We start from the raw sequence: 24420 nt of genomic DNA on the forward strand, positions 1-24420 counted from the left end.
GTGCCGCGCACGTCGTTGTCGGCCGACGCGGTGCGCGCGGTCACCGCGCGGCTGTCCGATGTGGAGCTTCGTGCGCCGGTGGGCCGCCAACCCGTGCACACCTGCTACGTGCCCGCCGACCGGGTGAGCCCGGCCACGCTCGGCGACTGGGGTGCGCAAGCGCTTGCGGCGCTGGACGAGCACGCGCCGCACGGCCTGGCGGACGTGCTCGACCTCGCGCCGGACGTGGCGGAGGTCGTGCACGGGCGCGTGCGGGCGAAGCTGGGCGGCGAACCGGTGGAGGACCTGCGGATCGACTTCGAGGACGGCTACGGCGTCCGCTCCGACGCGGAGGAGGACTCCGACGCCGAGCGCACCGCGCTCGTCGTGCGGGACTGGCTGCGCGACGGCACGGCGCCGCTGCGGTTCGGGCTGCGGATGAAGTCGTTCGACACGAGGGCCTTGCGCGAGCGCGGCATCCGGACGCTGGACGTCTTCCTCACCGCGCTGGGCGAGGCGCCCGAGGGCTTCGTGATCACGTTCCCGAAGGTCACCTCGGTGGCGCAGGTGGAGGTGCTCGGCGACGTCCTGGACCTGTTCGGGCTGCCGCTCCGGTTCGAGGTCCAGGTCGAGACGACGCAGTCGATCGTCGACCGCGAAGGCCGGTTGGCCCTGCCCCGGTTCATCGAGGCGGGCCGCGGCCGGGTCACCGGGCTGCACTTCGGCACGTACGACTACACGGCGGCCTGCGGCCTGGGCGCGGCGCACCAGCACCTGGCGCACGGGGCGTGCGACTTCGCGCGCAACGTGATGCAGGTGTCCGCGGCCGGCACGGGCGTCGCGCTGTCGGACGGCTCCACCAACGTGCTGCCGGTCGGCGAGGACGTGCACGAGGGCTGGCGCACGCACTACCGGCTGGTGCGGCGTTCGTTGGCGCACGGCTTCTACCAGGGCTGGGACCTGCACCCGGCGCAACTGGTGACCAGGTACGCGGCCGTGCACGCGTTCTACCTGGAAGGGGTGGACGCGGACGCGCGCCGGCTCAAGGCGTACGTGGCGCGGGCCGGCGGCTCGGTGCTGGACGAGCCCGCGACCGCGCAGGCGCTGTCCACGTCGTTCCTCCGCGCCTTGGACTGCGGTGCCCTGGACGAGGACGAAGTCCACCGTGCGACGGGACTCACCGTGACCGAATTGCAGGCTCTAGCCAGAAGAGAGTGATCGTGGCATCGCTGGATGGGGTGATCCTCAAACCAGCGAAAAGCCGAATCACGCGATACCGGTCAGTGTGTGTCCATGACCATGCGAGCCGGGTTGTGGACCGGGCTGCCGGACCTGGAGCGGGCGGAGTTCCGCTACCAGGTGGTGGCGTGCGCGGCGGACGTGGACGTGCTGATCGCCGCCCTGGCGCGGCCCGAGTGCAACGACGGGATGCTGGAGCACTTCGGCCGCGCGCCCGACGCCGAGGGGGAGAGCGACCACAACCTGGTGCTCGCCGTCCGCGGCGCGTGGGGCTACCTGAACTACGTGGACGACGAGTTCACCGGCTGGCCCAAGGGCGAGCCGGACGCGCCGTACGTGGACGAGACCTACACCGACTTCCCGCCGGGCGTGGCCGTGCCGCTGACGACGTACCGCGAGATCTTGCTGGAGTTCATGTTCACCGCCCGCCGGCCGACCGTCGTGGACTGGTACGAGGAGGCCGACCTGTTCCACGCCTGGCGGTTGCAGCGCATGGCCCTGCACAAGAAGGTGACGGGCCACTAGACCGTGCTCCCCGGTCCGGGAGCACGGTCCGCGACCCGCTTTCAGAACGTCGGCAGGGTGTGCCAGGCCGAGCCGGCGTCCTCCGCGTCGTCACGCAGCACGGCGCCCTCGATCAGCCCGTACGGCCGGTCGGCGGCGTAGAACACCTCGTTGTCGTTCTCCAGCCCGAACGGCGACAGGTCCACCGCGAAGTGGTGCTTGTTCGGCATCGACAGCCGCACCTCCGCCACCTCCGGCCGGGCCCGCAGCACCGCCTCGCCCATCGCGTACAGGGTCTGCTGCAACGACAGGCTGTGCTTGGCCGCGAACGTGGCCAGCAGCAGCCGGCGGATCTCGGCGAAGCTCTTCGCCCAGTCGATCCCGTCGCCCTGGTAGCGCCACCGCGCGGTGACCGAGGTGGCCAGGATCCGGTCGTAGGTCTCCTTCAACGTCGTGTACTCGTCACGCGGGAAGCCGTGGAACTCCGACCCGGTCGACTTGAGCACCACCATGTCCCGCACGCCCGACACCACCCACGCGCGCTCGCCCTCGACCGTCACCGCGGTCGTGCGCTTCTCGTTGCCGCCTTGCACGAACGAGTGGTCGTTGCCCTCGATGCGCTCCCACGCGTGCTCGTCGACGAGCACGCGGGCGCCGGTGATCGCCTCCTGCGACGAGACGAAGTGCCGGCCCAGGCGCAGTGCGAAGTCCTCGATCTCGCCGACCGGCGCCTGCTTGGCGAAGGCGTAGACGGTGTTCTTCTGCGTGTCGGTCGCCAGCACCTTCGAGTTGTCGCCGGTCAGGTGGGTGTCCGCCAGGTCGCCGCGCAGGGAGGTGCCGACCGTGAGGTCCTTGATGGTGTGCACGGGGCCGTTGCGGGTCACCGTGACGAGGCGGTTCTCCGCCTTCCCGTACTGGTTGGGCCCCAGGACGATGGCCATCGGTCAGCTCCCTCGGTAGGTCGTGAACGCGTACGGGCTCAACAGGATCGGCACGTGCAGGTGCGGCGGGTCGCCGGTGACCCGGAACGCGACGGTGACCTCCGGGTAGAACGGCGTGTCGACCTCGAACGTCAGCCGGTGCACGCCGGGCGACAGCTCGCGCGCGAACCGCAGCCGGCCGTCGTCGTCGGTGACGCCCTCGGCCAGCACCTCGCCGTCGCGCGCCAACCGGACCGGCACGCCGACGCGCGGCCGGCCGGCCTCGGCGTCGAGCACGTGGGTGGACAGCGTCGTCATGCCAGCACCTTCCTCAGCCGCAGCGCCGCGATCTTCGCCAGCTCCCGGTTCACCACGCGCAGCTCCACGTCCGGCGGGTTGGCCATCCTCTCGGCCAGGTCGGCCAGCATCCGCTCACCGCTCAGCCCGGTCGCGCACACCAGGTAGATGTGCCCGAACCGGTCCTCGTAGGCGGCGTTGGCGGCGAAGAGCCGGTCGCCGAGGGACGCGCCGACGCCGGACTGCTCGTCGGCCGACCACTTCGCGGCCACCCCGCCCCCCGAGGCCTGCTCCCCGATGCGCGGGTGACCGCCGATGGCGGTCAGGACCTCGTCGTCGGTCAGGTCCGCGTGCCGGTCCGAGGCGGCGAGCAGCGCGTCCACGTCGGCGTAGGGGCGGCCGGCGAGCAGCGCGTCGACCCAGCGCGGCACGGCGAGGCAGTCGGTGAGCAGGGGGCGGAGCTCGGCCGCGGGCGCGGAGTTGAACCCTTCCAGATCGGGCACCAAGGCTCCCTTTTCTGTATCGCGGAATCACCTTTCCGCAAGGAGGGACGGTACGAGCGCGCCTCCGAGCGTGTCAACAGTCTTGCGCCGTCGTCGACGACCTGCCTAGTCTCTCGATGTACGGAAGTTAGCTTCCGCATTGTGGAAGGAAGCTCCTCATGCGCTACGACGTCAACCTGTCGATCCTGTTCACCGACCTACCGGTGCTGGAACGACCCGCCGCGGCTCGGGCGGCCGGGTTCGACGCGGTCGAGTTCTGGTGGCCGTTCGCCGAAGCCGTGCCCCCGTCCCGCGAGATCGAGGCGTTCGAGGCGGCCGTGGCCGACGCGGGCGTGCGGCTCGTCGGGCTCAACTTCTTCGCGGGCGACCTGCCCGCCGGCGACCGGGGCCTGGTGGCGTGGCCCGGGAGGCAGTCGGAGTTCCGCGCCAACGTCGAGATCGCGGCCGGCATCGCGGGCCGGCTCGGCTGCCGCGCGTTCAACGCCCTGCACGGCAACTTCCCCACCACGGACACCGCGCTGGACAACCTCGCGTACGCCGCCGACGTGGCCGCGGAGATCGGCGCGGTGGTCCTGCTGGAGCCGCTCTCCGGCGCGCCGGAGTACCCGCTGCTCACCGCCGCGGACGCGCTGGAGGTCGTCGACCAGGTCGGCCGCGACAACGTGGCGCTGCTGGCCGACCTCTACCACCTCGCCGTCAACGGGGACGACCTCGACGCCGTCGTCTCCGACCACGTGGACCGCATCGGCCACGTGCAGATCGCCGACGCGCCGGGCCGCGGCGAGCCGGGCACGGGACAGCTCGACGTCTTCGGCTACCTGGCCAAGCTCGAGGCCAACGGCTACCAGGGCTACGTCGGCCTGGAGTACCACGCGCGGACCGGCGGCTTCGACTGGCTCACCGAGGAGGGACGGCGATGAGCAGGATCGGGTTCATCGGCCTGGGCATCATGGGCACGCCCATGTCCGCGCACCTGGTCGCCGCGGGGCACCGGGTCACCGGCTTCGACCTGAGCCGGGACGCGCTCGACAAGCTGACCGCGGCGGGCGGCACGGCGGCGGCGAGTGCGCGTGACGCGGTGGCGGACGCCGAAGTCGTCATCACCATGCTGCCCGACCACCCGCAGGTGGAAGACGTCGTCCTGGGCACGGTCCTCGACGCGGTCGACCGGGGTGCGCTCCTGGTCGACATGAGCACCATCCGCCCGGAGACGTCCCTCGCCGTGGCCGAGGAGGGCGCGAAGCGCGGCGTCCGCGTGCTCGACGCGCCGGTGTCCGGCGGTGAGACCGGCGCGCGGCAGGCCACCTTGTCGATCATGGTCGGGGGTGGCGAGGCCGACTTCGCCGCCGCGAAACCGGTCCTCGACGTGCTGGGCAAGACCGTCGTCCACGTCGGCCCGCACGGCGCGGGCCAGGTGGTGAAGGCCGCGAACCAGCTCGTGGTCGGCGGCATCTACGCCCTGGTGGCCGAGGCGATCGTGCTGCTGGAGGCCTCCGGGGTGGACGCCAAGGCGGGTCTGGACGTCCTCGCCGGCGGGCTGGCCGCCAACCGGGTCCTGGACCTCAAGCGCGACGCGATGATCGCGCGCGAGTTCCAGCCGGGTTTCCGCATCGACCTGCACCACAAGGACATGGGGATCGCGCTGGCCGCGGCCCGCCAGGTCGACCTCGCACTACCGGTGACGGGGCTGATCGCCCAGCTCATCGCGTCCGGCCGGGCACAGGGGTACGGATCCCTCGACCACTCGGCGTTGTTGAAGGTCATCGAGAACCTGTCCGGGAGGGCCTGATGGCTCGGGTACCCGTCATGCAAGCGGTCGTGGAGGTCCTCAAGAGCGAGGGGGTCGACACGGTCTTCGGCTGCCCCGGAGCGGCGATCCTGCCGCTCTACAAGGCGATGGAGGAAGACGGCGCGATCGAGCACCTGATCGTGCGGCACGAGGAAGGCGCCACGCACATGGCCGACGGCTGGTCGCGCACGACCGGCAACGTCGGCGTGGCCATCGGCACGTCCGGCCCGGCCGGCACCAACATGATCACCGGCCTCTACACCGCGCAGGCCGACTCCGTGCCGATCCTGTGCGTCACCGGGCAGGCGGCCACGTCCAAGCTGCACCAGGAGGCGTTCCAGGCGGTCGACATCGTGGCGGTCGCCGCGCCCGTGACCAAGTGGGCGGTGCAGGTCAAGGAGGCCGCGCAGGCGCCGTGGATCTTCCGGGAGGCGTTCCGGATCGCGCGGTCCGGCCGGCCGGGACCGGTGCTGATCGACCTGCCGATCGACGTGCAGAAGCAGGAGATCGAGTGGGACCACACCATCGACGCGCCGCTGCCCGTCACCCGGCCGCAACCGCACCCAGCCCGCGTGGCCCGGGCGCTGGACCTGCTCCTGGCCGCCGAACGGCCGTTGCTCCTCGCGGGCGGCGGCGTGATCCTCGCCGAGGCGCACGAGGAGCTGCTGGCGGTGGCCGAGCACCTGAACGTGCCGATCCAGGCCACGTTGATGGGCAAGGGCGCGGTCGACGAGGACCACCCGCTGTACGCGGGCATGACGGGCATCCAGACGTCCCAGCGGTACGGCAACGCGTCGTTCCTGGAGAGCGACCTGGTGGTGGCGCTGGGCGCGCGCTTCGGCGACCGGCACACGGGTGACCTGGCGACGTACCGGGGCGACCGGAAGTTCGTCCACGTCGACGTCGAGCCGACGCAGCTCGGCAAGGTCTTCGGGCCCGACCTGGGCGTGGTCTCGGACGTGAAGGCGTTCCTGCGGGCGTTGCTCACCCTGGCGAAGGCCAGGACCGGTCCCCGGCCGGACAACGCCTGGACGGCGCGGACCCGCGAGCTGAAGGCGACCCTGTTGCGCCGCGAGGACTTCGACACCGTGCCGGTGAAAGCGCCGCGGGTGTTCAAGGAGATCAACGAGTTCTACGGCCCGGACACCTACTTCGTCACCGCGATCGGGCTGTACCAGATCTGGTCCGGCCAGCACCAGAAGGCGCACAAACCCCGGCACTACCAGGTGTGCGGGCAGGCCGGGCCGCTCGGCTGGGAGATACCGGCCGCGATCGGCGTGAAGAAGGCGCTCAAGGACACCGACCCGGCCGCCGAGGTGGTGGGGATCGTCGGGGACTACTCGTTCCAGTTCCTGGTGGAGGAGCTGGCCGTCGGCGCCCAGTACGACGTGCCGTTCGTGCTGATCATGCTGAACAACGAGTACCTGGGCCTGATCCGGATGGCCGAGGACCACGGCGGCTACGACATGGAGTACCAGGTCGACATCCATTACGACACCGTCGGGTCGGACAACGTCAAGATCATGGAGGCCTACGGGTGCTCCGGCACCAGGGTCACCGAGCCGGGGCAGATCCGGGAGGGCCTGGCGTGGGCGCGCAAGGAGGCCGAGCGCACCAGCCGTCCCGTCCTGGTCGAGATCATGATCGAACGCGAGGGCAACACCGCCAACGGCACGTCGATCGCCGCCGTTCGCGAGTACGAAGAGGTGCCGTGACGGGGCACGTCGTCGTCGCGCCCGACAAGTTCAAGGGCACGCTCACCGCGCCGCGCGTGGCCGCCGCCGTCGCACGCGGCCTGCGGGACGTGGTCCCCGACCTGGACGTGCGCTGCCTGCCGGTGGCCGACGGCGGCGACGGCACGGTGGACGCCGCCGTCGCCGCCGGGTTCGTCCGGGTCGGCCGGTGGGTCACCGGACCCGTCGGCAGGCCGGTCCCGGCGAGCTTCGCGGTGCGCGGCGACACGGCGGTGGTCGAGGTGGCCGCGGCCGCCGGCTCCGCCCTGCTGGACCGTCCCGCTCCGATGACGGCGACCAGCAGGGGCGTCGGCGAGCTGCTGCGCTCCGCCCACGACCTGGGCTGCCGACGGCTGGTCCTGGGCGTGGGCGGCAGCGCGTGCACCGACGGCGGCAGGGGGATGCTCGACGGGCTCGGCGGCCGGGACCTGCGCGACGTCGAGCTGATCCTGGCCACCGACGTCGACAACCCCCTCCTGGGGCCGCACGGCGCGGCGGCGGTCTACGGCCCGCAGAAGGGCGCGACCCCGCGCCAGGTCGAGGAGCTGGAGGCCAGGCTCCGGGACTGGGCCGACGAGGTCGACCCGTCCTACGCCGACCACCCCGGCGCGGGCGCGGCCGGCGGCATCGGGTTCGCCGCGCTGGCCGTGCTCGGCGCGACCAGGCGAGCGGGCATCGACGTGGTGCTCGACCTGGTCGGGTTCGCCGACCACCTGCCCGGCGCCCGGCTGGTGATCACCGGCGAGGGCTCGCTCGACCACCAGACCGCGCGCGGCAAGGCGCCGGCGGGCGTGGCGAGGGCGGCGGGCGGCGTGCCCGTCGTGGCGGTGGCCGGCCGGTGCGCCGTCGACCCGGCGGAGCTCGGCCTCGACGCCGCCTACGCCCTGCTGGACGTCGAGCCCGACCTGCGGCGCTGCCTGGCCGAACCGGAACCGGTCCTGCGACGTCTGGCCGGTCGCATCGCCGCCGACCGGCTGGGAGAGTGACGTGCATGGACCTGGTGCTGCGCGCTGCCCGAGTGATCACGCCGGACGGCGAACGCCGCGCCGACGTCGGCGTCGCGGACGGTCGGATCGTCGAGGTGGCCGACCGCCTGGACGCCGGGACCGTCGTGACGCTCGCCGACGACGAAGTGCTGCTGCCCGGCCTGGTCGACACGCACGTCCACGTGAACGACCCGGGCCGCAGCGACTGGGAGGGCTTCGAGAGCGCGACCAGGGCGGCGGCGGCCGGCGGCGTCACCACGATCATCGACATGCCGCTCAACAGCCTGCCGCCGACGACCACCGTCGCCGCCCTGAAGGCCAAGCGGGAGGCGGCGCGGGACAAGGCGCACGTGGACGTCGGGTTCTGGGGCGGCATCGTGCCGACGAACCTGGACGACCTGGAGGAGTTGCACGACGCCGGCGTGTTCGGCTTCAAGTGCTTCCTGATCCACTCGGGCGTGGACGAGTTCCCGCACGTCAGCGAGGACGAGCTGCGCGCGGCCCTGCTGCGGCTGCGCGGACGTGACGCCCTCACGATCGTGCACGCCGAGGACCCGCTCGAGGTCACCGACCCCGGTCCCGGCTACCGCGCCTTCCTCGACTCCCGACCGCACCGGGCCGAGCAGCACGCCATCACCACCGTGGTCGACCTGGCCAACGAGACCAAGGCCAGGCTGCACGTGCTGCACCTGTCCAGCGGCGAGGCCGTGCGGCAGGTGCGGATCGCCAAGGACCTCGGGCTGCGGCTGACCGCCGAGACGTGCCCGCACTACCTGACGTTCGTCGCGGAGGAGATCGGCGACACCGCCACGGAGTTCAAGTGCTGCCCGCCGATCCGCGACGCGGCCAACCGCGAGCAGCTCTGGCGCGCGTTGGGCGAGAACCTGATCGACCTGGTCGTCACCGACCACTCGCCGTGCACCCCGGAGCTGAAGGAGGGCGACTTCGCCACCGCGTGGGGCGGTATCGCGAGCCTGCAGCTGGGCCTGCCCGCGGTGTGGACCCAGGCCAGGCAGCGCGGGCACGCGCTGACCGACGTGGTCCGGTGGATGGCCACCAACCCGGCCGACCTGGTCGGGCTGGGCGCCAAGGGCCGCATCGCGCCCGGCGCGGACGCCGACTTCTGCGTGTTCGCGCCGGACGACGCGTTCGTCGTGGACCGCGCCGCGCTGCGCCACCGCAACCCCGTCACGCCCTACCACGGCCGTCCGCTGGCGGGCGTGGTGCGGCAGACGTGGCTGCGCGGTCGGCGGATCGACGACCGGCCGCGCGGCCGGCTGCTGAGCAACCTCGGCCGAGCCGAGGACCGGATGGACCGGACACGAGGAGACGCATGACGGAAGTCCCCGGCTGGACCCGACTGCCCGACCTGGCCTGCCGCGCGGTCGGCGGCAGCGTGCTGTGGGCCAACGACGAGTTCTTCGCCGAGCGCGAGAACCTGATCCGCGCCACCGAGCCGGAGTACCGGACCTACACGTTCGGGCACAAGGGCCAGGTCTACGACGGGTGGGAGACGCGCCGCCGCCGGGAGGCGGGCGAGGACCACGCGATCGTCCGGCTCGGCCTGCCGGGCGTGATCAAGGGCGTCGTGGTCGACACCGCGTTCTTCAAGGGCAACTACCCGCCGTTCGCCTCCGTCGAGGCCACCTCCGCCACGGGCTACCCGGCGCCCGACGAGCTGGCCGGCTGGGAGACCGTGGTGCCCAGGTCGCCGCTCGAAGGCGACCGCAAGCACTACTTCGAGGTGTCCGCGCACCGCCGCTACACGCACGTCCGGCTCACCATCCACCCGGACGGCGGGGTGGCCAGGCTGCGCGTGTTCGGCACGCCCGTGGCCGACCCGGACCTGATCGTGCCGGACGCGCTGGACCTGGCCGCGCTGGAGAACGGCGCGTCGATCACGGGGTGCAGCAACATGTTCTACAGCGCCCCGGGCAACCTCATCGCGCCCGGTCAGGCCACCGTCATGGGCGAGGGCTGGGAAACCGCGCGCCGGCGCGACGACGGCAACGACTGGGTCGAGGTGGAGCTGGCCGCGCCGGGCGTCATCCGGCTCGCGGAGCTGGACACCAGCCACTTCAAGGGCAACGCGCCGGGCTGGGCGTCGGTCCGGGGCCGCGACGCGCGCACCGGCGCGGAGTTCGACGTGCTGCCGCGCACCCGGCTCCAGCCCGACACCCGGCACCGCTTCCGCGTGGAGAACGCCGCCGAGGCCACCCACGCGCGGCTCGACATCTACCCGGACGGCGGGATGGCACGGCTGCGGCTGTTCGGCCGGTTGACCCCTGACGGTCTCAGGGTGATCACCCAGCGCTACCAGGACTTGCGCTGAAAGGCGTCGAAGTTGTCAGCCCTTGGGCTGATTGTCGGTGAGACTTCAGTCGGTTGTGGGGGGTTCGGCTGCCCTGGAAGCCTGCGAAAACCCGATTGGGTGAACAGGAACTAGGGAGGAACCTGTGCGACCGATCATCAGGGCGCTCGGCGGTGTCGCCACCGCGTTGGCGCTCGCAGTCGGCACGACGTCGGTGGCGTCGGCCGAAACGCAGCCGGCGGCGCCCGGCGCGGGCGGGATCGACTGGCGGCCGTGCCCGGAGCTGGCCGAGGTGGAGTGCGGCACGCTGAGCCTGCCGATCGACTGGGCGAAGCCGGGCGGCGAGAAGTTCGACCTCGCGGTGGCCCGCCGCAAGGCCACCGACCCCGCGAAGCGGATCGGGGTCCTGGTCGTCAACCCGGGCGGTCCGGGTGGCTCGGGCGTGAACTTCGCGCTGGGGGCGGACGGCTACTTCAGCCCCGAGGTGCAGCAGCGCTTCGACATCATCGGGTTCGACCCGCGCGGCGTCGCGCGCAGCCAAGCCGTCCGGTGCTCCGTGGACGTGTTGCGCGCGCAGCCGTCGATCTACCCGACCGACCAGCGGGGGTTCGACGCGCTCGCCGCGTACAACCGCGAGCTGGCCGCCGACTGCCGCGAGCACAGCGGCCCGATCTACGACCACGCCGACACCGGCGCCGTGGTCAAGGACATCGACGCGCTGCGCGCGGCGCTCGGCGAGCGGAAGATCAACTACTACGGCCTGTCCTACGGCACGCTCATCGGCCAGCAGTACGCCGAGGAGTTCGGCCGCCACATCCGCGCCATGGTGATCGACTCGAACATGGACCACAGCCTCGGCACGTGGCGGTTCAACGAGACCGAGGCCGCGACCGCCGAGGACTCGTTCCGCGAGTTCGTGGCGTGGTGCGACCGCACCGAGTCCTGCGCCCTGCACGGCCAGGACGTGGCGAAGGTGTGGGACGACCTGCTGGCCCGCGCCGACCGGGGCGAGATCGCCGACCCGTTCGACCCGGACCGCAAGGTGTCCGCCGACGACATCATCGGCGCCGCGTTCGGCGCGTTCTACGGCCCGGACTGGCAGCCGCTGTCGGAGTTCCTGGTCGAGCTCGGCGCGGGCACGCCCGCGTCGGCCTTCGCGGCGGAGGAGACGGCGAACAACCCGTTCCCGGCCGTGTTCTGCCAGGACTGGGCCATCCGCATCAAGGACCACCGCCAGTTCTCCGCCCTGGTCGACCGCGCCCGGCAGCTCGCGCCGCACATGCGCGGCTCGTCGCTCGGGCACACCGCCATGGCGGGCTGCGTCGGGCTGCCGGAGCGGGTCAACAACCCGCAGCACCGGCTGAAGATCAAGGACGCGCCGCAGATCCTCATGCTGAACGCGCTGCACGACCCCGCCACCGGTTACGAGTGGGCCGCCAACGCGCACCGGCAGAGCCGCCACACCACGGTCCTGCTGACCTACGAGGGCTGGGGCCACGGCGTCTACGACCGCAGCGACTGCACCCGCGGCGCGACGGACGACTACCTGGTCGACCTGAAGACGCCCCGACCCGGTGCGCGGTGCGCGGCGGTCGAGCCCGCGCCGCAGTCGGTCGCGTCGCTGGACGCGAAGCCGGTCCCGGCGGGCCCGACCTCGGTCATCCCGGGCTGGCTGAAGTAGTCGGCACGGCGCCGCCCCCGCCACCGGGTGGGGGCGGCGCCGGCCGGTCTGGCAGGCTCGGTCGCGACCACGTGGCCCGGCGTCTCACCGCTGGTGACCCAGCGTCGTCAGGGCTTGGCGCGGGATCACACGAACCACCGCAAAGTCGAGTCGTGCTCGCACGGTCCGTCACCGGAAATTCCGCGGCGACCCGGACTGATCGCGGGCGGAACTGCTTGCTTCAAGCCCGCGAAACCTGCCCGTAACACCAGGGGCGGGACAGTTCACCTGCCCGAAACCTGAGGCGCAACCGCGTGAAACAGGACATACCGATGCTCCCTGCAACCGACGTGCAGTGGAGGTCGACGTGGATACAGGGGACACCGCCTGGGTGCTCACCAGTGCCGCACTGGTGCTGTTGATGACGCCGGGACTTGCCTTCTTCTACGGGGGCATGGTCCGGTCGAAGAGTGTGCTCAACATGATGATGATGAGCCTGGGCGCAATCGCCGTGGTCGGTGTGCTCTGGGTGTTGGTCGGCTATTCGATGGCGTTCGGCACCGACGTCGGCGCCGGTCTGCTCGGCAAGCCGTTCGAGTTCTTCGGCCTCGACGGCCTGCTCGGCAAGGAGTCGTTGTCGGGGACCATCCCGAGCACCGTCTTCGTCGCGTTCCAGGCGATGTTCGCCATCATCACGGTGGCGCTGATCTCCGGCGCGATCGCCGACCGGGCGCGCTTCGGGCCGTGGCTGCTGTTCGCCGGCCTGTGGGCCGTGCTCGTGTACTTCCCGGTCGCGCACTGGGTGTTCGACTTCGACGGCAAGGACGCTGACGGCAACGTCGTCGACGCGGGCGGCTGGATCGCCAACAAGCTGCTCGCCATCGACTTCGCGGGCGGCACGGCGGTCCACATCAACGCCGGTGCGGCGGGTCTCGCGCTGGCGCTCGTCCTCGGCAAGCGCGTCGGTTGGCCGAAGGACCGGATGAAGCCGCACAGCCTGCCGCTGGTCGTGCTGGGCGCGGGTCTGCTGTGGTTCGGCTGGTTCGGCTTCAACGCGGGCTCCGCCCTCGGCGCGAACGCCACCGCCGGCGTCACCTTCGTCAACACCCTGGTCGCCACCGCCGCCGCGATGCTCGGCTGGCTGCTCGTGGAGCGGGTCCGCGACGGCAACGCCACCACGCTCGGCGCCGCGTCCGGCGTCGTCGCGGGTCTGGTCGCGATCACCCCGGCCTGCTCGGCGGTCACCCCGCTCGGCGCCATCGCGATCGGCGCGATCACCGGCGCCCTGTGCGCCCTGGCGGTCAGCCTGAAGTACCGATTCGGCTTCGACGACTCGCTCGACGTCGTGGGCGTGCACCTGGTCGGTGGCCTCTCGGGCACCATTCTCATCGGCTTCTTCGCCAGCTCCGCCGCCCCGGCGGGCATCGACGGCCTCTTCTACGGCGGCGGCGTCGACCAGCTGTGGCGGCAGGCCGTCGGCGCGCTGGCCGTGCTCGCGTACTCGTTCGTGCTGAGCCTCGTCCTCGGCTACCTGGTCAAGCTCACCGTCGGCTTCCGCGCCGACGAGGAGGCCGAGGTCGCCGGCATCGACGAGGCCGAGCACGCGGAGACCGCGTACGAGTTCGGCAGCGGCATCGGCGCCCGTGGCGGCAGCAAGCCCAGTGTCGCCGCCGGCGCCACTGCGGTCCTCGAGGGGAGCAACAAGTCATGAAGTTGGTCACCGCGATCATCAAGCCCTTCACCCTGGACGACGTGAAGGCGTCCCTGGAGCAGCTGGGCGTGCTGGGCATGACCGTCAGCGAGGTCCAGGGGTACGGCAGGCAGAAGGGCCACACCGAGGTCTACCGCGGCGCCGAGTACGCCGTGGACTTCGTGCCCAAGCTGCGCATCGAGGTCCTGGTGGACGACACCGCCGTGGAGAAGGTCCTCGACGCCGTCGTGGAGGCCGCGCGCACCGGCAAGATCGGTGACGGGAAGGTCTGGGTGACGCCGGTCGACACCGTCATCCGGGTCCGCACCGGGGAGCGCGGCTCGGATGCCCTATAGGGATCCGAAGTAGGAATGGGAGACGGCCGTATGGATAACGCCGAGGCGGCCGTCGTCACGGCTGACGACCTGGTGCGAGCACGCGATCGGCTGCTCGCGCCAGGTCGGCGCCGTTTGACGGGGGAGTCGCTGCGCGAGGCGCTGGTGGACCTGCACGAGTTCTGGCTCACCGCGCACGCCTCGCTGGCGGGCGTCGGCGGACCGGGCGGTGGGGTCGCACTGGTCGCCGTGGGGGGTCTGGGCAGGCGGGAGCTGGTGCCCTATTCCGATCTCGACCTGCTCCTGGTGCACAACGGGCACAAGGGCGTGGACGGGATCGCCGAGAAGCTCTGGTACCCGCTGTGGAACTCCGGCATCGGCCTGGACCACTCGGTGCGCACGGTCGGCGAGGCGCTGCGCGTCGCCGCCGGCGACCTGCGCACCGCGCTGGGGCTGCTGGACATCCGCCACATCGCGGGCGACCAGGAGATCAGCCAACGGCTGACCGACAGCGCCCGGCAGGCGTGGCGCACGGGGGTGCGCACGAGGCTGGACGAGATGGCCGAGTCGGCGTCGCGGCGGTGGGCGCGCAGCGGCGAGATCGCGCACCGCGTCGAGCCGGACCTCAAGCACGGCCGCGGCGGGCTGCGCGACGTGACGCTGCTGGACGCGTTGAGCGCGGCGCAGCTGACCGACCGGCCGTCCGCCGAGGTCAACGAGGCCCGCAAGCTGCTGCTGGACGTGCGCACCGAGCTGCGCCGGGTGGCGGGCAGGCCGCGCGACGTGCTCCGCGCGCAGGACGGCGACGAGGTCGCCACCGCGCTGGGCCTGCAGGACCGCTTCACGCTGGCCCGTTCGATGTCGTCCGCCGCGCGCACGATCGTCTACGCCGTGGACGTGGCCATGCGCACAGCGCGCGCCGCGGTGCCCAAGCGCGGACTGGGCGTGTTCGCCCGTTCCCCGCTCAGGCGGGCACCGGCCAGACGTCCGCTGGACGAGGGCGTCGTGCTGCACGGCTCCGAGGTGGCGTTGGCGCGTGACGCGGTACCCAGCCGTGACCCGGCACTACTACTACGGGTCGCCACGGCCGCCGCACGCAGCAAGCACCCGATCGCCCCGGGCACGTTGGCCAAGCTCGCCGACTCGGCCCCGGAGCTGCGCCAACCGTGGCCGAGGGAGGCCCGCGAGGAGCTGCTGGCCCTGCTCGGCACCGGCGTCGGCCTGATCGACGTGGTCGAGGCGCTGGACCGCACCGGCCTGTGGGGCAGGCTGTTCCCCGAGTGGGGCGCGGTGCGGGACCTGCCGCCGCGCGACGCCGCGCACACGTGGACCGTCGACCGGCACCTGGTGCAGGCCACCGCGCACGCCGCGCGCCTGGTGACCAGGGTGTCCCGGCCGGACCTGCTGCTGCTCGGCACCCTGGTGCACGACATCGGCAAGGGCAGGCAGGCCGACCACTCCGAGGTCGGCGCGGCGATCACCACGCAGATCGCCGAACGGCTCGGCCTGTGGCCGCAGGACGTGGCCACGCTCACCGCGCTGGTGCGCCACCACCTCCTGCTGCCGCACACGGCCACCCGCCGTGACGTGGAGGACGAGGCCACCGTGCGCCGCGTGGTGGACACGCTCGGCGGCGACCCCGTGCTGCTGGAGCTGCTCTACGCGCTGGCCGAGGCCGACGCCGTGGCCACCGGGCCGGGCGTCTGGTCGGACTGGAAGGCCTCGCTGATCAGCGACCTGGTCGCGCGCTGCCGCACGGCGATGGCGGGCGACCCGCTGCCCAAGCCGGAGCCGCTGGACCAGCGCCAGCAGGACCTCGCCCGGGCCGTGCTGGACAGCGGGAAACCGGACGTGCTGGTCGACCCGGGCGACCACGCGGCCACCGTGACGGTCGTCGCGCCCGACCGGCCGGGGCTGCTGTCGCGCGCGGCGGGCGTGCTCGCGTTGAACTCCCTGGAAGTGCACGCCGCGACCCTGCGCTCGCACGAGGGCGCGGCCGTGGACGTGTTCACCGTGTCGCCCAGGTTCGGCTCCCTGCCGGACGTGACCCTGCTTCGCGAGCAGCTCACCAGGGCGCTGGACGGCTCCCTCGCGCTGGCCGACAAGCTCGCCGCGAAGGAACGCGACTACGGCGGCCCGCCGCAGGACCCGCCACCGCCGAGGGTGCTCTGGTTCGACGACGAGTCGACCGGCGCGGTGGTGCTGGAACTGCGCGCGGCGGACCGGATCGGGCTGCTGCACCACGTCGCGGACGCGTTGGAGCAGTCCGGAGTGGACATCGTCTGGTCGCGGGTGTCCACATTGGGCTCCACGGTGGTGGACTCGTTCGCCATCACGCTGCCCGACGGCGGCGACGCCGACCAGCGGCGGCGGATCGAGCGGGCCGTGCTGCTGGCCGCGCGCTGAGGTTGCGTAGGTCTACGCACAACCGACCGAGGGGGCTCACGCTGCCGGTGGACCCCGTGCCGGGGGAGGCTTCTCCCGTGGCACGGGGGACCGCGCGGACCGGGGGGCGCCGGCGGGGTCAGCGCCACCGCGTGGTCGGGAGCGGCCTGTCGAGGGGTTGGGCCGCTCTCGATCACGCCCGGAACTCGTGGGCGTCCGAAACGTCTCTTTAGTATGGATGCGATGACCGCTGTCGCCGTGAGGCCGCGCTCGCTGGTCGTGCTGGCCGGACTGCCGGGAGCGGGTAAGTCGACGCTGCTCGCCGCCGCCGACACGGACGGCGCGCCCGCCGTCGTGCTCGACTCCGACCAGGTGCGGACCAGCCTCCGCGCCTTCTTCCCCGAGTCCCTGCCCTACCGGCTCTACCGGCCGTTGGTGCACTTCGTGCACCGCGCCCGGATCGTGTGGTTCGCGATCACCGCGAGCGGCCTGCTGCTCGTGCACGAGCCGTCCACCCGCCCGACCACCCGCGCCTGCCTCGTCGCCGTCGGCGTGCTGACCAACCGGCCCAGGCACTTCCTGTGGCTGGACGCGAGCCCGGAGCAGGCCCTGTCCGGCCAGGTGGCGCGGGGCAGGCTGATCCGGTCGCGGTCGTTCGCCCGGCACGTGCGCCGCGCGGCCAAGCTGCGCGCCCGCTTCGCCGAGGGCGTGCCGCCGCGCGGCTGGCAGGGCCTGACCCTGCTGACCCGTCGTGACCACCTGCGCCTGTCGGTGACGCCGGCGTGAACGGCTACCCTGAGTACGAGGAACCCACCGACGACGTGCGAGGTCTGGCGGCATCGTGTTCAACACCCTTTCCGACCGGCTCACCTCGGTCCTGCAGAACCTGCGGGGCAAGGGGCGGCTGTCCGAGGCCGACATCGACGCGACCGCGCGCGAGATCCGGGTCGCGCTGCTGGAGGCCGACGTCGCGCTGCCCGTGGTGCGCACGTTCATCGCGAAGGTCAAGGAGCGCGCCAAGGGCGCCGAGGTCAGCCAGGCCCTGAACCCGGCCCAGCAGGTCGTCAAGATCGTCAACGAGGAGCTGGTCGGCATCCTCGGCGGGGAGACCCGCAGGCTCAACCTGGCCAAGAACCCGCCGAGCGTGATCATGCTCGCGGGTCTGCAGGGCGCCGGCAAGACGACCCTGGCGGGCAAGCTCGCCAAGTGGCTCAAGGGCCAGGGCCACACCCCGATGCTGGTGGCGTGCGACCTCCAGCGCCCCAACGCGGTGACCCAGCTCCAGGTGGTCGGCGAGCGCGCGGGAGTGCCCGTGTTCGCCCCCGAGCCGGGCAACGGCGTGGGCGACCCGGTCGACGTGGCCCGCAAGGGCATCGAGGAGGCCAAGCGGGCGCAGCACGACATCGTGCTGGTCGACACCGCGGGCCGCCTCGGCGTCGACGAGGAGATGATGCGCCAGGCCGTCGACATCCGCGCCGCCGTGCAGCCCGACGAGGTGCTGTTCGTGGTCGACGCGATGATCGGCCAGGACGCGGTGAACACCGCCACGGCGTTCCGCGACGGCGTCGGCTTCACCGGCGTGGTGCTCACCAAGCTCGACGGCGACGCCCGCGGTGGCGCCGCGCTCAGCGTCCGCGAGGTCACCGGCCAGCCCATCCTGTTCGCCTCGAACGGCGAGAAGCTGGAGGACTTCGACGTCTTCCACCCGGACCGGATGGCGAGCCGGATCCTGGGCATGGGCGACATGCTCACCCTCATCGAGCAGGCCGAACAGGCGTTCGACGCCGACCAGGCCGAGGCCGCCGCGGTCAAGATGGGCTCCGGCCAGCTCACGCTCGAGGACTTCCTGGAGCAGATGCTGGCCCTGCGCAAGATGGGCCCGATCGCGAACCTGCTCGGCATGCTGCCCGGCGCGGGCCAGATGAAGGACCAGCTGGCCAACCTGGACGAGCGGCACCTGGACCGGGTGCAGGCGATCATCCGGGGCATGACCCCGGCCGAGCGCGACGACCCGAAGATCATCAACGCGTCCCGCCGGCTGCGCATCGCCAACGGCTCGGGCGTCCGGGTCAGCGACGTGAACGACCTGGTCAACCGCTTCTTCGAAGCGCGCAAGATGATGAGCCAGATGGCCGGCCGCTTCGGCCTGCCCGGCGGTGGCGGCAAGAACAACCGCAAGGGCAAGGGCAAGAAGGGGAAGAAGGGCAAGGGCCGCGGCCCCACGCCGCCGAAGGTGCGCGGCGGGTTCCCGGGGATGCCCGGGATGATGCCCGGCATGCCCCCCCAGGGCGGCGGCCCCGCGCTGCCCCCCGGCCTCGGCGGCTTCGACCAGCTCCCACCCGGCTTCGACCCGTCGAAGCTGAAGTTCGACAAGTGAGCGGCCTGCACCTGCGGGGCGTCGTCCTCCCCGAGGGCGGCGACCCGCAGGACCTGTGGGTGGTCAACGGGCGGATCCGCACCCGGCCGGTGCCCGGCGCGACCACCGTCAGCAGCGGTGGCTACCTGGTGCCCGGCCTGGTCGACGCGCACTGCCACGTCGGCCTGGGCGCCAAGGGCGCGGTCGACCTGCCCGAGGCGGTCGACCAGGCCCTCGCCGACCGGCGGGCGGGCACGCTGCTCATCCGCGACTGCGGCTCGCCGCTGGACACGCGACCGCTGCAGGAGCGCCTCGACCTGCCCCGGATCATCCGCGCGGGCAGGCACCTGGCCAGGCCCAAGCGGTACATCAAGTACCTGGGCGTCGAGATCGAGGACCCGGCCGACCTGCCGGCCGCGGTGGCCGAGCAGGTCGCCGCCGGCGACGGCTGGGTGAAGCTGGTCGGCGACTGGATCGACCGCTCCACCGGCGACCTCGCGCCCCTGTGGACCGAGGACGTGCTCACCGAGGCGATCAAGGTCGCGCACGAGAACAAGGCCAGGGTCACCGCGCACGTCTTCGGCGAGGAAGCCCTGCCCGCCCTGCTCAACGCGGGCATCGACTGCATCGAGCACGGCACGGGCCTGACCGACGACACGATCGCGCAGATGGCCCGCAACGGGACCGCGCTGGTGCCGACGTTGATCAACATCGAGAACTTCCCGGACATCGCGGCCGGCGCGGACAAGTACCCGGTCTACCAGGGCCACATGCGGCACCTGTACGAGCGCAACGCCGGGACCATCGCGAAGGCGGTCGAGGCGGGCGTGCCGGTGTTCGCGGGCACGGACGCGGGCGGCGGCATCGAGCACGGCCGGATCGTGGACGAGATCAAGGCGCTGCACGGGGTCGGCCTGAGCACCACCCAGGCCCTCGGCGCGGCGTCCTGGGCCGCCCGCGAGTGGCTCGGCTTCCCGTCGCTGACCGAGGGCGCCGCGGCCGACGTCGTGGTCTACGAGGACGACCCGCGCGCGGACCTCGACGCCCTGCGGCGCCCGAAGCTGGTCATGCTGCGCGGCCGGATCCACGCCTGACCTCGCGGCACCCGTCCGGCGGCGGTAGGAAATCCGCGATCGGGCCTGGTGGCGAGGAGTTCTTCCGCCACCCGAAGTGACTGCTGCCGCCGTCAGGGTGATCTTGAACGGCCTCGGGCAGCACTCCGCCCCACCGGACCACTACGTTCGGACGAGTGGAGGAACAGCAGGACCGGGACACCGGCCGGGCGCACTGGGGCTTCCTGGCGTTCTTCACCGGGCTCGGCGGCTACCACCTCGCCATCCTCGCCTTCACCGCCGCCACCGCCGACCGGTTCGCCGAGGTGGACGTCACCGACCCGCCGGTGCTCGGCCCGCTCCTGCTGCTGGTGTTCCTGCCCAACGTCCTGCTCGGCCTCGGCCCGGTCGTCATCTCCTGGTACCGGGGCAACGGGCCCAACAAGGACTTCGGCCTGGTGCCCACCCTCCGGGACCTGAAAGTGGGCCTGGCCGCCGGCGGCGCGGCGCTGCTGGCCGCCTGGCTCATCGGCGCGCTGCTGCTGCGCATCAACCCGGACCGGTCCAGCTCGCTGGACGAGATCGAAGCGCTCTCCGGCGGCCGGACGGTCTGGCTGGCCGCCGCGGCGCTGTTCGTCTTCCTCGGCGCGCCGCTGACCGAGGAACTGCTCACCAGGGGCGCGCTGTGGCAGGCGCTGGCCCACTACCGGATACCCAGGATCGCGATCCTGGCGCTGACCGCCGTCGTCTTCGCGTTCCTGCACGAGGAGAGCTGGCGCGTGCTCAGCCTGTTCGCGCAGGGGCTGGCCATCGGCGCGGCCCGCATGATCACCGGCCGGGTGGCCTCCAGCGTGGTGGCCCACGCGACGAACAACCTGCTGCCCGCCGTCTACCTCTACACCGGCTGACTAGGGTGGATGGCTGTGACACGACCGGATGAACCGCCCCCGGGGCTGATCGCCAGCGTCCGCGCGGTGGGACGGGAGCCCGAAGCGGTGCACGCGGGCCAGCGGTGGGGCTTCGGCGCGTTCCTGCTCGTCGAAGCGGTCTTCGTGCTCAGCGCGGTGTTCATCACGGCGGTGGCCCGCACGTCGGGCACGGACATCGGCTCGTCGGTGACCTTCGTCCTGGTCGGGTCCATCGTGCCGACGGTGCTGGCGGCGGCGGTCGCGGTCACCATCACCTACCTGCGCGGCAACGGCCCGTTCCAGGACCTCCGGCTCGCCTGGGACTGGGCGGACGTCAAGGTCGGGCTCAAGCTGGGCGCGCTCGGCCTCGTGCTGACCTACGTGGCCGCGGTGATCTGGTCGAGGGTGGTCGGCGACAAGAACGCCACCTCCGCGATCGGCGAGCTCGTGGACGGCGCGGGGCTGCCCCTGGCCGCCGCCGTGGCGATGTTCGTCTACGTGTGCTTCCTGGGCCCGGTGTGCGAGGAAGTGATCTACCGGGGCCTGCTGTGGGGCGCGATCGAGCGGCAGCGCTGGAGCCGGTGGGCGGCGTTCGTGCTGACCACGCTGATCTTCGCGGCCAGCCACCTCGAACCGCTGCGGACGTCGTTGCTCATCGTCATCGCGCTGCCCATCGGCATCGCCCGCCTCATCACCCGCCGGCTCACCGCGAGCGTGGTGGCGCACGTGATCAACAACTTCCTGCCCGGCCTGACCCTCCTCCTCGTCTCCATCGGGGTGATGCCCGCGTGAGCACCCGCGCGATCGACCTCAACAGCGACCTCGGCGAGGGCTTCGGCATCTGGCGCCTCGGCGACGACGAAGCCCTGCTCGGCATCGTGACCAGCGCGAACGTGGCCTGCGGCTTCCACGCGGGCGACCCGTCGACCATGCGCCGGGTGTGCCGCCAGGCGGCGGGCGCGGGCGTGGCGGTCGGCGCGCAGGTCTCCTACCGCGACCTCGCGGGCTTCGGCCGCCGGTTCATCGACGCGGACCCGGCCGAGCTGGCCGACGAGGTGCTGTACCAGATCGGGGCGCTGGACGCGTGCGCCAAGGCGGCCGGGACGTCGGTCGAGTACGTCAAGCCGCACGGCGCGCTCTACAACGCCACCGTGCACCACGACCGGCAGGCGCAGGCCGTGGTCGACGGCGTGAAGGCGTTCGGAGACCTGCCCGTCCTCGGGCTGCCCGGCTCGCGCCTGCTCCACCACGCCGAACGGGCGGGCCTGCGCCCGGTGCGGGAGGCGTTCGCCGACCGCGCGTACACGCCCGAGGCCACCCTGGTGCCCCGCACCGCGCCGAACGCCGTCCTGACCAGCACGGACGCCGTGCTGGCGCAGGTGCTCCGGCTCGCCGAGCGGGGCGAGCTGATCGCCGCGGACGGCGCCGTGCTCAAGGTGGAGGTCGACTCCATCTGCCTGCACGGCGACACGCCGGGCGCGGTCGAGCACGCGACGAAGATCCGGGCCGCGCTGGCGGACGCGGGCGTCCCCGTGGCCCGATTCGTCCTCCGGTAGACCCGTCTGGCAGAATGGTCGGTTGTTCGCCGAGGTCGGTCCCTCTCACCGTGCCATGGCGCCCCAGACACCTGGGCTTTCACCACCCGTGCCCCACTCGGGTGAGGACTGCCCGCACCTGAGCACACGAGAGCACGAGGAGCACCCACACCCGTGGCCGTCAAGATCAAGCTTCAGCGGCTTGGCAAGATCCGTCAGCCGTACTACCGGATCGTCGTCGCCGATGCCCGCACCCGCCGCAACGGCAAGGCCATCGAGACGATCGGCAAGTACCACCCGAAGGAAGAGCCGTCGTTCATCGCGGTGGACAGCGACCGCGCGCAGTACTGGCTGGGCGTCGGCGCGCAGCCGACCGAGTCGGTCCAGCGCCTGCTCGAGATCACCGGTGACTGGCAGAAGTTCAAGGGCCTCCCGGGCGCCGAGGGCACGCTGAAGGTCAAGGAGCCCAAGACCAGCAAGGCGGACCTGTTCGCCGCCGCGCTGGCCGCCGCGGGCGACGCGCCGTCCACCGAGGCGACCACCCCGAAGAAGAAGTCGGCCAAGAAGGACGACGCCAAGAAGGCTGACGCCGAGGCCGCTCCCGAGGCTGCCAAGGACGAGGCGTGAGCTTGTTGGCTGACGCTCTCGAACACCTCGTTCGGGGCATCGTCGACCACCCGGACGACGTCCGGGTGAACCTGGTCACGACCCGCCGCGGTCGCACGCTCGAGGTCCACGTCCACCCGGACGACCTCGGCAAGGTGATCGGCCGCAGCGGTCGCACCGCGACCGCCCTGCGCACCGTGATGGCCGGTATCGGTGGTCGTGGCGTGCGCGTCGACGTGGTCGACACCGACCGCTGAACGCGCACATGGACGTCGTCGTCGGCCGAGTGGCCAAGGCGCACGGGATCAGCGGCGAGCTCGCGGTCGACGTGCGCACGGACTCGCCCGAGACCCGGTTCGCGCCGGGCTCGGTGGTGGCCGCCAAACTGCGCGACGGCACCTCCCGCAACCTCACCGTCGCAGCCGCCCGGAACCACTCCGGGCGGCTGCTGGTGCGTTTCGAGGAAGTGCTGACCCGGGACGTCGCCGAGACGCTGCGCGGCACCTTGCTGCTCGCGAGCACCGAGGACCTGCCGCCGACCGGCGACCCGGACGAGTTCTACGACCACGAGCTCGAAGGGCTGACCGCCGAGCTCGTGGACGGCACGAGGATCGGCACCGTGCTGGAGGTCGTGCACGGGCCCGGCGGCGAGCTGCTGGTGGTCAAGCGCGAGAACGGCGACGAGGCCCTGATCCCGTTCGTGCGCGAGATCGTGCCCACGGTGGACCTCGCGGGCAAGCGCGTGCTGCTGGACCCGCCCGAGGGCCTCCTCGATGCGGATTGACGTCGTCACGATCTTCCCGGAGTACCTCGACCCGCTCCGCGCCGCCCTGCTCGGCAAGGCGATCGACAAGGGTCTGATCAGCGTCGGCGTGCACGACTTGCGCAACTGGACGCACGACGTGCACAAGGCCGTCGACGACAGCCCGTACGGCGGCGGTCCGGGGATGGTGATGAAGCCCCAGGTGTGGGGCGAGGCGCTGGACGACGTCGTCACCCCGGCCACCCGCCTGATCGTGCCGACGCCGGCCGGTCGGCCGTTCACCCAGCGGTTGGCGCACGACCTGGCCGCGGAGGAGCACCTGGTGTTCGCCTGCGGCCGGTACGAGGGCATCGACCAGCGGGTCGTGGACGACGCGTCGCGCCGGATGCGCGTGGACGAGGTCTCCATCGGCGACTACGTGCTCGTCGGCGGCGAGGTGGCGGTGCTGGTGATGGTCGAGGCCGTCGTCCGCCTCCTGCCCGGCGTGCTCGGCAACCCGAAGTCGGCCGCCGAGGACTCGTTCTCCGACGGCCTGCTGGAGGGACCCAGCTACACCCGGCCCGAGGTGTGGCGCGACCTCGCCGTGCCGGAGGTCCTGCGCTCGGGCAACCACAAGGCGATCGACCGCTGGCGGCGCGACCAGTCGCTGCGCCGCACCCGCGAACGCCGCCCCGAACTGCTCGACGCCCTGCCCGAGGGCGCGCTCGACAAGCACGACCGCAAGCTGCTCGACGAGCTCGACCGAGGGCCGGACTAGGGGCGATTTCGTGCCGCCGCCCCTCGTCTGGCACACTGGACAGGTTGCTGCACCCGGGTCGACTCATCCGGCGTGCGCCAGGCCCGCCCCCGCGCGTGTGTGACATGAGTTC

The 24420-nt window shown here is 72.2% G+C and carries 25 protein-coding genes; 22 read left to right on the forward strand and 3 right to left on the reverse strand.

What is annotated here, in order from left to right:
* Together AB0I91_RS16340 and AB0I91_RS16345 are read left to right on the forward strand one after the other, a co-directional pair.
* A complete protein-coding gene (locus AB0I91_RS16340; RefSeq protein WP_499637339.1) occupies positions 1 to 1197 on the forward strand; it encodes a DUF6986 family protein in 1197 nt (398 codons plus the stop codon).
* Positions 1198 to 1272: 75 nt separating this feature from the next.
* Positions 1273 to 1743: an Imm1 family immunity protein gene (locus tag AB0I91_RS16345; RefSeq protein WP_498774685.1), complete on the forward strand. Its 471-nt coding sequence runs from the start codon at positions 1273 to 1275 to the stop codon at positions 1741 to 1743.
* Between the two features lie 41 nt (positions 1744 to 1784).
* Here AB0I91_RS16345 and pucL read toward each other — a convergent pair whose 3' ends face one another.
* Genes pucL through uraD form a run of 3 tightly spaced genes read right to left on the reverse strand, consistent with a single transcriptional unit; the run spans position 1785 to position 3442 of the window.
* Complete coding sequence (gene pucL, locus AB0I91_RS16350; RefSeq protein ID WP_499637341.1) at positions 1785 to 2663, reverse strand: factor-independent urate hydroxylase; 879 nt, start codon at positions 2661 to 2663, stop codon at positions 1785 to 1787.
* Between the two features lie 3 nt (positions 2664 to 2666).
* Positions 2667 to 2960, reverse strand: coding sequence for a hydroxyisourate hydrolase (locus AB0I91_RS16355; protein ID WP_498774681.1), 294 nt, complete (start codon positions 2958 to 2960; stop codon positions 2667 to 2669).
* On the reverse strand, positions 2957 to 3442 hold the full coding sequence (gene uraD, locus AB0I91_RS16360) for a 2-oxo-4-hydroxy-4-carboxy-5-ureidoimidazoline decarboxylase (RefSeq protein WP_498774679.1): 486 nt from the start codon (positions 3440 to 3442) through the stop codon (positions 2957 to 2959). The genes AB0I91_RS16355 and uraD overlap by 4 nt, the downstream gene beginning before the upstream one ends.
* A gap of 158 nt (positions 3443 to 3600) precedes the next feature.
* Here uraD and AB0I91_RS16365 point away from each other — a divergent pair, with 158 nt between their 5' ends.
* The 20 genes from AB0I91_RS16365 to trmD all read left to right on the forward strand — a co-directional run bounded on the left by AB0I91_RS16365 (position 3601) and on the right by trmD (position 24308).
* Positions 3601 to 4362, forward strand: a complete 762-nt coding sequence (locus AB0I91_RS16365; protein ID WP_499637343.1) for a hydroxypyruvate isomerase family protein — start codon at positions 3601 to 3603, stop codon at positions 4360 to 4362.
* Positions 4359 to 5231, forward strand: coding sequence for a 2-hydroxy-3-oxopropionate reductase (locus AB0I91_RS16370; protein WP_499606901.1), 873 nt, complete (start codon positions 4359 to 4361; stop codon positions 5229 to 5231). The genes AB0I91_RS16365 and AB0I91_RS16370 overlap by 4 nt, the downstream gene beginning before the upstream one ends.
* On the forward strand, positions 5231 to 6946 hold the full coding sequence (gene gcl, locus AB0I91_RS16375) for a glyoxylate carboligase (RefSeq protein ID WP_499606898.1): 1716 nt from the start codon (positions 5231 to 5233) through the stop codon (positions 6944 to 6946). Before AB0I91_RS16370 ends, gcl begins: the two co-directional genes overlap by 1 nt.
* Positions 6943 to 7950: a glycerate kinase gene (locus AB0I91_RS16380; protein WP_498774671.1), complete on the forward strand. Its 1008-nt coding sequence runs from the start codon at positions 6943 to 6945 to the stop codon at positions 7948 to 7950. Before gcl ends, AB0I91_RS16380 begins: the two co-directional genes overlap by 4 nt.
* Positions 7951 to 7955: 5 nt before the next feature.
* Positions 7956 to 9287, forward strand: coding sequence for an allantoinase AllB (gene allB / locus AB0I91_RS16385; RefSeq protein WP_498774669.1), 1332 nt, complete (start codon positions 7956 to 7958; stop codon positions 9285 to 9287).
* Positions 9284 to 10282, forward strand: a complete 999-nt coding sequence (gene alc / locus AB0I91_RS16390) for an allantoicase (RefSeq protein WP_499606889.1) — start codon at positions 9284 to 9286, stop codon at positions 10280 to 10282. Before allB ends, alc begins: the two co-directional genes overlap by 4 nt.
* Before the next feature lie 124 nt (positions 10283 to 10406).
* A complete protein-coding gene (locus tag AB0I91_RS16395; protein WP_498774665.1) occupies positions 10407 to 11942 on the forward strand; it encodes an alpha/beta hydrolase in 1536 nt (511 codons plus the stop codon).
* Positions 11943 to 12288: 346 nt separating this feature from the next.
* Positions 12289 to 13632, forward strand: a complete 1344-nt coding sequence (locus tag AB0I91_RS16400; protein ID WP_498784888.1) for an ammonium transporter — start codon at positions 12289 to 12291, stop codon at positions 13630 to 13632.
* Positions 13629 to 13967, forward strand: a complete 339-nt coding sequence (locus tag AB0I91_RS16405; protein WP_230567690.1) for a P-II family nitrogen regulator — start codon at positions 13629 to 13631, stop codon at positions 13965 to 13967. Before AB0I91_RS16400 ends, AB0I91_RS16405 begins: the two co-directional genes overlap by 4 nt.
* Positions 13968 to 13997: 30 nt before the next feature.
* Complete coding sequence (locus AB0I91_RS16410) at positions 13998 to 16352, forward strand: [protein-PII] uridylyltransferase (RefSeq protein WP_498784886.1); 2355 nt, start codon at positions 13998 to 14000, stop codon at positions 16350 to 16352.
* Positions 16353 to 16574: 222 nt separating this feature from the next.
* Positions 16575 to 17117, forward strand: a complete 543-nt coding sequence (locus AB0I91_RS16415) for an AAA family ATPase (protein ID WP_499637345.1) — start codon at positions 16575 to 16577, stop codon at positions 17115 to 17117.
* A 55-nt stretch (positions 17118 to 17172) separates the two neighbouring features.
* Entirely contained in the window at positions 17173 to 18708 is a 1536-nt protein-coding gene (gene ffh / locus AB0I91_RS16420; protein WP_498784882.1) for a signal recognition particle protein, read from the forward strand.
* The gene (locus AB0I91_RS16425) at positions 18705 to 19781 is read left to right on the forward strand and encodes an amidohydrolase family protein (RefSeq protein ID WP_498784880.1); all 1077 of its coding nucleotides are present in this window, start codon (positions 18705 to 18707) and stop codon (positions 19779 to 19781) included. Before ffh ends, AB0I91_RS16425 begins: the two co-directional genes overlap by 4 nt.
* A 155-nt stretch (positions 19782 to 19936) precedes the next feature.
* Positions 19937 to 20647: a CPBP family intramembrane glutamic endopeptidase gene (locus tag AB0I91_RS16430; RefSeq protein ID WP_498784878.1), complete on the forward strand. Its 711-nt coding sequence runs from the start codon at positions 19937 to 19939 to the stop codon at positions 20645 to 20647.
* Between the two features lie 9 nt (positions 20648 to 20656).
* On the forward strand, positions 20657 to 21439 hold the full coding sequence (locus AB0I91_RS16435) for a CPBP family intramembrane glutamic endopeptidase (protein WP_498784876.1): 783 nt from the start codon (positions 20657 to 20659) through the stop codon (positions 21437 to 21439).
* On the forward strand, positions 21436 to 22203 hold the full coding sequence (locus tag AB0I91_RS16440) for a LamB/YcsF family protein (RefSeq protein ID WP_498784874.1): 768 nt from the start codon (positions 21436 to 21438) through the stop codon (positions 22201 to 22203). Before AB0I91_RS16435 ends, AB0I91_RS16440 begins: the two co-directional genes overlap by 4 nt.
* A 153-nt stretch (positions 22204 to 22356) precedes the next feature.
* Complete coding sequence (gene rpsP, locus AB0I91_RS16445) at positions 22357 to 22809, forward strand: 30S ribosomal protein S16 (protein WP_123745950.1); 453 nt, start codon at positions 22357 to 22359, stop codon at positions 22807 to 22809.
* On the forward strand, positions 22806 to 23045 hold the full coding sequence (locus tag AB0I91_RS16450; RefSeq protein ID WP_015104447.1) for an RNA-binding protein: 240 nt from the start codon (positions 22806 to 22808) through the stop codon (positions 23043 to 23045). The genes rpsP and AB0I91_RS16450 overlap by 4 nt, the downstream gene beginning before the upstream one ends.
* Before the next feature lie 8 nt (positions 23046 to 23053).
* Positions 23054 to 23572, forward strand: coding sequence for a ribosome maturation factor RimM (rimM, locus tag AB0I91_RS16455; RefSeq protein ID WP_499616653.1), 519 nt, complete (start codon positions 23054 to 23056; stop codon positions 23570 to 23572).
* On the forward strand, positions 23562 to 24308 hold the full coding sequence (trmD, locus tag AB0I91_RS16460; protein WP_498784870.1) for a tRNA (guanosine(37)-N1)-methyltransferase TrmD: 747 nt from the start codon (positions 23562 to 23564) through the stop codon (positions 24306 to 24308). Before rimM ends, trmD begins: the two co-directional genes overlap by 11 nt.
* The last annotated feature ends 112 nt before the right edge of the window (positions 24309 to 24420 follow it).

The sequence above is a fragment of the Actinosynnema sp. NPDC049800 genome, from assembly GCF_040656635.1.
Taxonomy (GTDB): domain Bacteria; phylum Actinomycetota; class Actinomycetes; order Mycobacteriales; family Pseudonocardiaceae; genus Actinosynnema.

Bases quoted from the DNA above. Each gene is read 5' to 3' on its own strand.
- AB0I91_RS16345 (WP_498774685.1), top strand. From the start codon at position 1,273: ATGACCATGCGAGCCGGGTTGTGGACCGGGCTGCCGGACCTGGAGCGG.
- pucL (WP_499637341.1), bottom strand. From the start codon at position 2,663: ATGGCCATCGTCCTGGGGCCCAACCAGTACGGGAAGGCGGAGAACCGC.
- AB0I91_RS16355 (WP_498774681.1), bottom strand. From the start codon at position 2,960: ATGACGACGCTGTCCACCCACGTGCTCGACGCCGAGGCCGGCCGGCCG.
- AB0I91_RS16365 (WP_499637343.1), top strand. From the start codon at position 3,601: ATGCGCTACGACGTCAACCTGTCGATCCTGTTCACCGACCTACCGGTG.
- AB0I91_RS16370 (WP_499606901.1), top strand. From the start codon at position 4,359: ATGAGCAGGATCGGGTTCATCGGCCTGGGCATCATGGGCACGCCCATG.
- gcl (WP_499606898.1), top strand. From the start codon at position 5,231: ATGGCTCGGGTACCCGTCATGCAAGCGGTCGTGGAGGTCCTCAAGAGC.
- allB (WP_498774669.1), top strand. From the start codon at position 7,956: ATGGACCTGGTGCTGCGCGCTGCCCGAGTGATCACGCCGGACGGCGAA.
- alc (WP_499606889.1), top strand. From the start codon at position 9,284: ATGACGGAAGTCCCCGGCTGGACCCGACTGCCCGACCTGGCCTGCCGC.
- AB0I91_RS16405 (WP_230567690.1), top strand. From the start codon at position 13,629: ATGAAGTTGGTCACCGCGATCATCAAGCCCTTCACCCTGGACGACGTG.
- AB0I91_RS16410 (WP_498784886.1), top strand. From the start codon at position 13,998: ATGGATAACGCCGAGGCGGCCGTCGTCACGGCTGACGACCTGGTGCGA.
- AB0I91_RS16415 (WP_499637345.1), top strand. From the start codon at position 16,575: ATGACCGCTGTCGCCGTGAGGCCGCGCTCGCTGGTCGTGCTGGCCGGA.
- AB0I91_RS16435 (WP_498784876.1), top strand. From the start codon at position 20,657: ATGGCTGTGACACGACCGGATGAACCGCCCCCGGGGCTGATCGCCAGC.
- rimM (WP_499616653.1), top strand. From the start codon at position 23,054: ATGGACGTCGTCGTCGGCCGAGTGGCCAAGGCGCACGGGATCAGCGGC.
- trmD (WP_498784870.1), top strand. From the start codon at position 23,562: ATGCGGATTGACGTCGTCACGATCTTCCCGGAGTACCTCGACCCGCTC.